The sequence below is a fragment of the Blautia sp. ZXY-1-B12 genome, assembly GCF_056339915.1.
In genome coordinates this window covers 1-7701 of record NZ_JBWJVP010000274.1, presented here as the reverse complement: position 1 = coordinate 7701, position 7701 = coordinate 1, and the positions used below count along the sequence as shown (strand labels likewise).

Sequence of the window (7701 nt, the reverse complement as noted above, 5' to 3'; positions counted from 1 at the left end):
AGGTGTTACGGCACCGTTTTATCTGGCCAAACTATTTCAGCCATATTTTTCTGAAGGAGCTGCCATTGTCAATATTTCATCTTCCCGTGACCGCATGAGTCAACCGCAAATAGAAAGTTACACCGCAGCAAAAGGCGGAATTTCAGCATTAACTCATGCGTTGGCAGTCAGCCTTGCAGGAAGAGTACGAGTCAATTCAATCTCTCCGGGATGGATAGATACTGACTTTACCGAATATACAGGAGCAGATGCAGTGCAGCAGCCAGTTCATCGTGTGGGAAATCCCATGGATATTGCCAATATGGTACTGTTTCTTTGTTCTGAAAAAGCAGGCTTTATTACAGGTGAAAATATCTGTATTGACGGTGGTATGACAAAACAAATGATTTATCATGGCGATTGTGGTTGGAGATTTGACATTTAAGTCACGTATTAGAAACACAAAATGTACAAAAGGAGAAGAACTATGAAATTTAAGATGATTCACGAAAATTACAATGTATCAGACCTGGACCGATCTATTAAATTTTACAACGAGGCCCTTGATCTGCACGAGGTGAGAAGAAAGACTACCGATGATTTTATTGTTGTGTATCTGAGCAACGATGTAAGTGATTTTGAGTTGGAACTTACCTGGCTTAAAGATCATCCACAGCCATATAATCTGGGTGAATGCGAATTTCACCTGGCATTGAAGGCGGAGGATTATGAGGCAGCGCACAAGAAGCACGAAGAGATGGGGTGTATTTGCTTCGAAAATGAAGCCATGGGAATCTATTTCATTGTAGATCCAGATGGATACTGGCTTGAGATTCTGCCGTAAAGCTGGTTGAGAAATCGTAGAAATCATGTTGATCAGATGTTCAGAGGACTTTAAGGGGGATGTGTTATCATGAGAACTATAGGTAATATCCTTTGGTTTATATTTGGAGGATTGCTGGGTGGACTGGCATGGGTTTTTGCAGGATGCATATGGTGTATTACAATTATTGGAATTCCGGTAGGCCTGCAATGCTTTAAATTTGCAACGTTGGCATTCTGGCCGTTTGGAAAAGAAATCGTGTATGGAAATGGTATGTTTTCATTCTTGGTAAATCTCATATGGATTGTATTTTTTGGTTGGGAAATGGCGCTTGGAAATCTGATAGTTGGTTGTATATGGTGTATTACGATAGTTGGAATTCCGTTTGGAAAGCAGTTTTTCAAGATGGCAAGACTTTCTTTCATGCCATTTGGTGCCAGTGTGATAGGGTAGAATACAAAAATTTAAGGAGTCATTTGAGAGAATGATTCAAATGCTATTGGGAATCATAAGTAAAGTTATTAATACATAATAAGAAAAAACAATAGTATTTGTAAGGCGTCAGTGGAGTATTCTACTGGCGTTTTTATTTAACATATTGGATTTACGAAGAATGCCTATCAAAGCGAAAAATTGTTAGAACAAGCTGAAATTCCAGAATCTTATTTATGACAAGTGTATTACAAGCACTTGCTGCAAAGCAGATTGAAGTAGAAACAAGAAAACAGCAGAGCCACGAACAGAAGAGTGGAAGAAAGCATTATGAATTTTCCTTATAATTATATGTATTTCGAAGAATTGCTTCCGGAAAATTTTCCCACCGAATTATGAGTCTGTGTAGTATAATTAATAATAACAGTATATTCTGACTTACATTGTTGTAAATAGGAATGATACATAACAAGGAGATGGGTTTAATGTTAAAAAATGGGATATACGAACAGATTGTTAATACGAGAATAAATAAAGAACTGCAGCAGCTTGATCGTGAAAAATATGATATAGAATTAGAAAAACTTGATGGAGAGGATGCAAGACGTATTCTTACCATATACATATCATATGTCATAAATCAGGCTTTGCAATACTTAAGAGACAGTTTCCCGTCATCTAAAGAAAATGAATCGTTACTGGCACAAATTCGCTTATGTAATGAAATCGTTCAGGAAATAGCAGAGCATACGAATGAACCTGAATTTGAGGATAATATCATTCTTGAAAAAGGAGAAGTATTAACCTCATTATATGAAAAAATGAATTCAGCAAGAAGCATTAATACAATCAAAGCTGTGCATCCGGAAACGTCAATTGTAGAGAATGCCTTGTTTACAGGATCTAAAAATGAGCCAAGTATGCTTTCGGAATTGAAGAAAGAAATCTTGTCCTCTGATTCTATTGATCTTTTGGTTTCATTTATTAAGTGGAGTGCAATACGTCCACTTCTTGTGGAATTGACTGCATTCACGAAACGAGAGGGTGTTCGTTTACGTGTGATTGCAACGACTTATACACAGGCTACAGATTATAAAGCGATTGTTGCTCTTGCAGAGCTTCCAAATACGGAAGTGAAGATTAATTATGAAACGAATCATGCACGTATGCATGCAAAATCTTATTTGTTTAAAAGAGACACTGGATTTTCAACTGCATATATTGGCTCATCAAATCTTTCAAATCCAGCTTTGACTGGGGGATTGGAGTGGAATGTGAAGGTGACTGAGAAAGAGTCATTTGATATTGTGAAAAAGTTTTCGGTTTCCTTTGAGAGCTACTGGAATGATGCCTCTTTTGAAACCTTTGACCCTGAAAACCCAGACTGTCATGAAAAGCTGAAAAAAGAATTAACGAGGGCTGCATTTGATAGAAAGTCAAAACGTAGTCTTCAGGTTTCGATTCGACCATATGCATATCAGCAGGAAATTTTGGATAATCTTGCTGCAGAACGAGAAGTATACGGACATTATCGTAATCTGGTTTCTGCAGCGACAGGTGTTGGAAAAACAATTATTGCGGCATTTGATTATAAAGCTTTTAAGGAGAAGAACCCAAGAGCACGCTTGTTATTTGTGGCTCACAGAAAGGAGATTCTCGAACAGAGCATTCAGAAATTCCAGGAAGTTTTGAATGACTTTAATTTTGGTGAGTTGTACGTAGATGGTTATAAACCAACGGATATTGAGCATCTGTTTATCAGTATCCAGTCATTCAATTCTGCAAAGCTTTCTCAGTGGACAAGCAAGGATTATTATGACTTTATCATAGTGGATGAATTCCACCATGCAGCAGCTGATTCTTATCAGGAATTACTGGCATACTATGAGCCGAAGATTCTATTAGGATTGACTGCTACTCCTGACCGAATGGATGGTAAGGATATCCTGAAGTATTTTGATGGACGTATTGCATCAAAATTACTGTTGGGTGAAGCGATTGATCGAAATCTGTTAAGTCCTTTTCAGTATTTGGGTGTAACAGATGACACAGATTATAGGAATTTCAAATGGACGCGTGGTAAATATGATGTGTCAGAGCTGGAAAAAGTATATACGGCAGATACAAGACGTTGCGCTTTGATTTTAAACAGTGTAAAAAAATATGTGACAGATATTTCGTCTGTGAAAGGTCTTGGATTTTGTGTCAGTGTTGCTCACGCAAATTACATGGCGAAATATTTTAATGATAAAGGAATCCCGTCCATTGCATTATCTTCGAAAAGTGCAGACGATATTCGAAATGATGCAAAAACAGATTTGTTAAGTGGAAAGATAAACTTTATTTTCGTTGTGGATTTATATAATGAGGGTGTGGATATCCCGGCTATAGACACCGTCTTATTCTTGAGGCCAACAGAAAGTGCGACTGTATTTTTACAGCAACTAGGACGAGGGTTACGTTTAAGTCCAGGGAAAGATTGCCTTACGGTTCTTGATTTTATTGGACAGGCAAACAAAAAGTATAATTTTGCAATGAAATTTGAGGCAATTGTAGGGAAAGGCCGAAAATCCATTCGTAAACAGGTGGAGGATGGATTCAGCAATCTGCCAAGAGGTTGCTATATCGAACTTGAAAAGTATGCAAAAGAATATATTCTGGAGAACCTGAAGCAGACAGATAATAACAAAAGAGCACTGATTGAAATGGTGAGAACCTTTGAAGAAGATACTGGATTACCGCTTAATCTGGAAAACTTTTTGCTGGAATATAATATGTCTCTGTATGATTTCTATCAGAATACAGGTGCCAGATCTTTGTTCCGCTTAAAAAAGTGGGCAGGCATTATTGAAGATGACAGAGATGTAGATGATAAAATTTACAGTATGATGACCGGATTTTTCCATGTGAACTCAGCCAGACTACTGGATTATTGGATCAGATATATTGACGGTAATAAAGTTGCAAATAACGAAGAAGAACGCATCATGCGAAATATGCTTTATTATACATTTTATAAAAAGAATCCGGCTAAATGCGGTTTCCAAAGTATCGATGAAGGAATTGAGTCAGTCCTAAAGGAAACTTTTGTAAGAGATGAAGTTCTGCAGATTTTGAAATACAATCGTAAGCATATCAGTTTTGTTGCTGGGAGAAATGAATACTCTTATCTTTGTCCTCTGGATTTACACTGCCGTTATAACACAAATCAGATTATGGCTGCATTTGGATTATTTACAGAGACAGAATCACCGGAATTCAGAGAAGGTGTAAAACGTTTTGAAGATAAAAAAACAGATATCTTTTTTATTAATCTGAACAAATCAGAGAAAGATTTCTCTCCATCTACTATGTATGAGGATTATGCAATTAACGATAAGCTCTTTCATTGGCAAAGCCAAAGTCAGGATAGGCAAGCGAGTGCAAAAATACAGAGATATATTAATCACAAGAATACAGGTGATATCATATCATTATTTGTTCGTGAATTTAAAAGGCTTGGTTCATATACAGCACCATATACTTTTTTAGGAAATGCAGATTATGTGAAGCATGAAGGAGAGAGACCTGTCAGTTTCGTATGGAAGCTGCATAATTCGATTCCTGCGGATATGCTTCCAAAGGCAAACAAGAGCATTGCTTTGTAATTCTATGTGATTAGAAATAAAAAGATGTGCGTACTCTCTTGACAAATTCGGGAACAGGAAAGATATATGCATCCGCACTTGCTATGCGTGAGCTTGGTTTCAAAAGAGTGTTGTTTCTGGTTCATCGTGTGACACTTGCGAAGCAGGCTAAAAAATCTTTTGAAAAAGTTTTTGATAAGAAAGTGACAATGGGATTGGTGGGAGCCAGAAATGCCCGGAAAGAAGATAATCGCGGACGTATGCAGCCGATCACGAAAGTAACGATGAAAATGCATCATCCAGTGAGAGAAGATTTATTACGGTATTTACAGTCAAATATTACAGCATAAATGATTTGAGGTACGAAACAAATGAAGACAATAAAAGTAGTTGCAGCAGTTATCTGCGACAATATGAAAGAAAAGAATAAAATTTTTGCAACGGCTCGTGGTTACGGTGAGCTGAAAGGCGGTTGGGAGTTTCCTGGAGGAAAAATCGAAGCAGGAGAAACTCCTCAGGAAGCATTAAAGCGAGAAATCATGGAAGAACTGGATACAGAAATTAAGGTAGGGGATTTGATTGACACTATAGAGTATGGTTATCCCACCTTTCACCTTTCCATGGATTGCTTCTGGGCAGAGGTCACAGCGGGTCACCTGGAACTAAAAGAAGCGGAAGCTGCAAAATGGCTTACGAAGGATCAACTGAACAGCGTTGCCTGGTTACCGGCAGATATCACTTTGATAGAGAAAATTCGAAGGAACATGGAGAACTGATTTCTAATATTATTTTCAGAGGAATTGCTATGATATACACAGTAAAACGAATTGATGAAGACCTGGACTTCGGTTGTGAAGAGCGACCGAAAGGCATGCCAGTCATGGCAATAGTGACGCTTACGAATTCTTCAGGCGAAGAAATAAGGATAAAAGCAGAGGATGCTATGCTCTATGAATGTAACATCAATGAAGGGGACAAGGTTTGCTTTGATGTGAATAATAAGTTGGAAAAAGTGGCACTTCCGAATTGATGGGAGTGCCGTTAAATGTTATTGATTATCGTTGTTTTTGGAAAGCTGTTTCTGCAATGCAGAAAGCTGAATATCAGGTTAATTCCACAATCATTGAATAGAGGAAAAGCTGTTCCAGGCGGTGTATGTGGATTCTGGGGAGCTTGTGGCGTTGGTATTAGTGCAGGAGTGTTTATATCAATAATCTCAGGAGCAACCCCACTTAAAAATGAATCTTGGGGGCTTGCTAATAAAATGACTTTCAAGGCACTTGACGCAATCGGGAGCATTGGTGGACCAAGATGTTGTAAAAGAGATTCTTATATGGCCATAATCTCAGCGATTGACTATGTGGCAGAGAATTTCAATATACAAATGGAAAAGCCTGTTATAAAGTGTATTCATTCTGGTAAGAACAATCAATGTATTAAGGAGAGGTGCCCATTTCATGAATAAGAAAAAAGTCGCATTTATCTGTGTTCATAATTCATGCCGTAGTCAGATAGCAGAGGCATTGGGAAAACATCTGGCATCAGATATATTTGAAAGCTATTCGGCCGGAACAGAGACAAAGTCTCAGATTAATCAGGATGCCGTTCGTATCATGAAAGAGATTTATGGAATAGACATGGAAGCAAATGGTCAGTATAGTAAGCTGATTGCTGATATCCCAGATGTTGATATTGCAATATCAATGGGCTGTAATGTGGGATGTCCTTTTATTGGAAGAGCATTTGATGATAACTGGGGACTTGATGATCCAACGGGGAAATCAGATGATGATTTCAAGACTGTGATACAGCGGATTGAGGAGAATATCATTGAGCTAAAGAAAAGGTTGAGCGAGAACAAATAGAATACCTGCAGAACAAAATGGCAGCTTATCAGCTTTATGACACAGGACTTACTGTGACAAAGGAAGATGAGCTGCTTTCTTTATTTATCTGCAAGTATTCCAGTAGGATTTCTGTTCTGGGACGAATGTCCGGAAGGTGGGTAACTACTTCCTGTCCTTGCTATTCTCTATCTTTAGCTGTTGAATACAAAAATGATTTAGGAAGTTTAGCCTTTTGGTTGTCGGGATTTTTGCACAGCCATTTGGTGTAAACTGATAATATTAGAAAAAGAAATCAAGGGGGAACTGGCAGATGAAAGGTTATAACACAAGCAACGGATACATGGGATACGTAGAAGGCAAATACATTTTATTTGCCAGTGAACAGGAATATTTCGAGTTTATGCACTACAGGGGTTATATCTATGTTATACTTGAGTTGGTATTAAAGGATTTAGGATAATAAGCGGGAATCCTCGGCAATTCAATTACCGAGATGAAAGCGCAAACTGTGCATATCTGCACTCATAATAAATAAAAATAACAAAACGGTTTTCATTCAATTTCCCCCTATAAAAAGCTGTACTCGGCATTATAAAAAGAAAATATGTTCGATATTTTATTGCGAAATTTTTGATATCATGGTATACATATATGTATGAAAGAAAATCGTATACATTACCGCACTTGTGTGTAATATTAATTACCATATGGTATGGTCAGTGAAATACCGGCGGAAGATATTAAATGCGGAGGTCGAGGCATATCTGCAGGAAGCTTTTCGAACGTTTTCCGGAAATAAAAAACCAGCTTTGGAAAGGGGAGCTGTGGAATCATTCCTATTATGTGGAAACGGTCGGATCTGTATCGGAAGAAAACATCCGCAGGTACATCGAACATCAGAGCAAAGCTTACTGATATGATGGAGGAGAGGAAATGCTTCTGTCAAAGAAAACATCCATAAAGGTCAGCTGGGAATATGCGAATCTCATCGGGC

The 7701-nt window shown here is 37.9% G+C and carries 10 protein-coding genes and 1 pseudogene; all 11 read left to right on the top strand.

Annotation, left to right across the window (positions count from 1 at the left end; all coding sequences use genetic code 11):
* The coding region (locus AC075L_RS19420) for an SDR family oxidoreductase (protein WP_476388043.1) at positions 1 to 424 on the top strand (424 nt) is incomplete at its 5' end.
* 42 nt (positions 425 to 466) lie between these two features.
* Positions 467 to 823 carry a VOC family protein gene (locus AC075L_RS19415; protein WP_476388042.1) on the top strand — a complete coding sequence of 119 codons (357 nt, stop codon included), beginning with the start codon at positions 467 to 469 and terminating at the stop codon, positions 821 to 823.
* A gap of 69 nt (positions 824 to 892) precedes the next feature.
* Positions 893 to 1255, top strand: a complete 363-nt coding sequence (locus tag AC075L_RS19410; protein ID WP_008704887.1) for a YccF domain-containing protein — start codon at positions 893 to 895, stop codon at positions 1253 to 1255.
* A gap of 464 nt (positions 1256 to 1719) precedes the next feature.
* A complete protein-coding gene (locus tag AC075L_RS19405) occupies positions 1720 to 4881 on the top strand; it encodes a DEAD/DEAH box helicase (RefSeq protein WP_008704886.1) in 3162 nt (1053 codons plus the stop codon).
* A 38-nt stretch (positions 4882 to 4919) separates the two neighbouring features.
* Positions 4920 to 5210, top strand: coding sequence for a DEAD/DEAH box helicase family protein (locus tag AC075L_RS19400; protein WP_020993712.1), 291 nt, complete (start codon positions 4920 to 4922; stop codon positions 5208 to 5210).
* 21 nt (positions 5211 to 5231) lie between these two features.
* A complete protein-coding gene (locus tag AC075L_RS19395; RefSeq protein WP_008704882.1) occupies positions 5232 to 5636 on the top strand; it encodes a (deoxy)nucleoside triphosphate pyrophosphohydrolase in 405 nt (134 codons plus the stop codon).
* Positions 5637 to 5665: 29 nt separating this feature from the next.
* A complete protein-coding gene (locus tag AC075L_RS19390) occupies positions 5666 to 5890 on the top strand; it encodes a hypothetical protein (RefSeq protein WP_020993713.1) in 225 nt (74 codons plus the stop codon).
* A 15-nt stretch (positions 5891 to 5905) separates the two neighbouring features.
* Positions 5906 to 6325: a DUF5714 domain-containing protein gene (locus AC075L_RS19385; protein WP_008704879.1), complete on the top strand. Its 420-nt coding sequence runs from the start codon at positions 5906 to 5908 to the stop codon at positions 6323 to 6325.
* Positions 6318 to 6725, top strand: a complete 408-nt coding sequence (locus tag AC075L_RS19380; protein ID WP_008704877.1) for an arsenate reductase ArsC — start codon at positions 6318 to 6320, stop codon at positions 6723 to 6725. Before AC075L_RS19385 ends, AC075L_RS19380 begins: the two co-directional genes overlap by 8 nt.
* A 292-nt stretch (positions 6726 to 7017) precedes the next feature.
* Positions 7018 to 7167 (top strand): hypothetical protein, encoded by a 150-nt coding sequence (locus AC075L_RS19375; protein ID WP_020993714.1) that lies wholly within the window; start codon positions 7018 to 7020, stop codon positions 7165 to 7167.
* Positions 7168 to 7414: 247 nt separating this feature from the next.
* Positions 7415 to 7622, top strand: a pseudogene (locus AC075L_RS19370) (transposase).
* Positions 7623 to 7701 lie beyond the last annotated feature (79 nt).